The sequence below is a fragment of the Mesorhizobium sp. M4A.F.Ca.ET.020.02.1.1 genome, from assembly GCF_004022645.1.
In the GTDB taxonomy this organism is placed as follows: domain Bacteria; phylum Pseudomonadota; class Alphaproteobacteria; order Rhizobiales; family Rhizobiaceae; genus Mesorhizobium.
This window is the reverse complement of sequence record NZ_RZOI01000954.1, coordinates 1-1,902: the sequence shown is the minus strand read 5'-3', so window position 1 is coordinate 1,902 and position 1,902 is coordinate 1. Positions and strand designations below refer to the sequence as shown.

General features: G+C 67.2%; 1 protein-coding gene and 1 pseudogene. Both read right to left on the bottom strand.

What is annotated here, in order from left to right; translation table 11 throughout:
* The coding region (locus EN742_RS33555) for an alpha-glucosidase family protein (RefSeq protein ID WP_128333805.1) at positions 1-1,654 on the bottom strand (1,654 nt) is incomplete at its 3' end.
* Positions 1,647-1,902: pseudogene (locus EN742_RS38390) on the bottom strand (glycogen debranching enzyme GlgX); the annotation flags it as partial. The gene EN742_RS33555 and the pseudogene EN742_RS38390, both read right to left, overlap by 8 nt.

Below are 1,902 nucleotides of genomic sequence, written 5' to 3'. Positions count from 1 at the left end.
TTGACGGGCTGGCCGCCAAGTTGGTTCGCCCCAGAAAGAAACCCAGCGGCGGCAGTGACAATACGTCCTCGGCAATGACCGCGCCGGCGCCGAGATCGATCACTTCAACAGGCCCCAGAGCCGGCGGCAAGGGCCAGACCGCCTGCTCGTCGGCGAAGTTGAAGACGCAAACCAGCCTCTCGCCCTCACCCTCGCGGACGAAGGCAAGGACATCGCCTTCGGCATCCAGAAAGCGGATCGACCCGCCGACAAGCGCCGAGTGCCGCCTGCGCAAGGCGAGCATCGCCCGATAAGCGGCAAGCACCGATCCCTTCTCGCCGTTCTGGACGTCGACGGCGCGGGCGCGGTGGCTGGCCGGCACCGGCAGCCAGGGCCTGCCCGTCGTGAAGCCGCCATTGTCGGCGCCGTGCTCCCAGGCCATCGGCGTGCGGCAGCCGTCCCTGCCCTTCACGCCAGGCCAGAAGCGGATGCCCAGCGGATCGCGCAGATCCTCATAGGCAAGCTCGGCTTCCTCCAACCCAAGCTCTTCACCCTGATAGAGGCAGATCGAGCCGCGCAGGCAGGCGAGTAGCGCGATCGAGAATTTCGCCACCCTGTCCGGCTCGCCGCCCGGCCGCGTCCAGCGGCTGACATGGCGCACGACATCATGGTTGGAGAACGCCCAGCAGACCCAGCCGTCGGCGGCCGTGCTTTCGAAGGCCTCGACGCAGCCGCGTATGTGCGCGGCCGAGAATTGCGGCCCCAGCAGGTCGAATGTGTAGCACATCTGCAGCTTGTCGCCGCCTGAGGTGTAGGCGGCGAGCGTCCTCAGCGAGCGGTCCTCGTCGCCGACCTCGCCGACCGCGGCGCGGTCCTGATACTCGTCGAGCAACGCGCGGAAGCGGCACAGGAAGTCGAGGTTCTCCGGCCGCGTCTTGTCGAACAGATGCTCCTGGAAGGCATAGGTGGTGGTGGCGCCGTTGGTGCCGGCGACGCTTTCCGCCAGAGGCGGGTTGTCGCGCAGCCAGCGGTCATGGAAATAGTAATTGACCGTATCCAGCCGAAAACCGTCGACGCCGCGCTCCAGCCAGAAGCGCACCGTGTCCAGCACCGCGTCCTGAATCTCCGGATTGTGGAAGTTGAGGTCGGGCTGGGCGGCGAGGAAATTGTGCATATAGTACTGCCGGCGAGTGGCATCCCACTCCCAGGCCGGCCCGCCAAACAGCGACAGCCAGTTGTTGGGCGCATTGCCGTCGGACTTGGCATCGGCCCAGACGTACCAGTCGGCCTTCGGGTTGTCGCGGCTGGCGCGGCTCTCGACGAACCATTCATGCTTGTCGGACGAGTGGGAGATCACCTGGTCGATGACGACCTTCAGGCCGAGCCGGTGCGCCTCGGCGATCAGTGCATCGAAATCCTCCAGCGTGCCGAACATCGGATCGACGTCGCGATAGTCCGACACGTCGTAGCCCATGTCGGCCATGGGCGACTTGAAGAAGGGCGACAGCCAGATGGCGTCGACGCCGAGCGAGGCGACATGCGCGAGCCTGGCGGTGATGCCCTTGAGATCGCCGCTGCCGTCGCCCGTCGTGTCCTGGAAGGAGCGCGGATAGATCTGGTAGATGACGCAGCCGCGCCACCAGTCGGACCCGCGCCGCCCATTGCCATCAGTCATCACTTGCCCTCCCGCTGCGCGCCCGGCCGCCGGCCTTGCGCTCGATCATGAAGACCACCGTCCGCCCCGGCACCGGCCGCGACGGGTCGACGCCGCCATCGAGACGGCGGATGGCGGCATGCCAGCCGAACCCGGCCCGTTCCGGCAGCGTGAAGACGCATTGACGGCGGTCGCCGTTGACGATGACGGCGAGACGGCCATCCCCGGCGCTGGCGCCGCCAAGCACCATGGCGAGACGATGCCGCCGC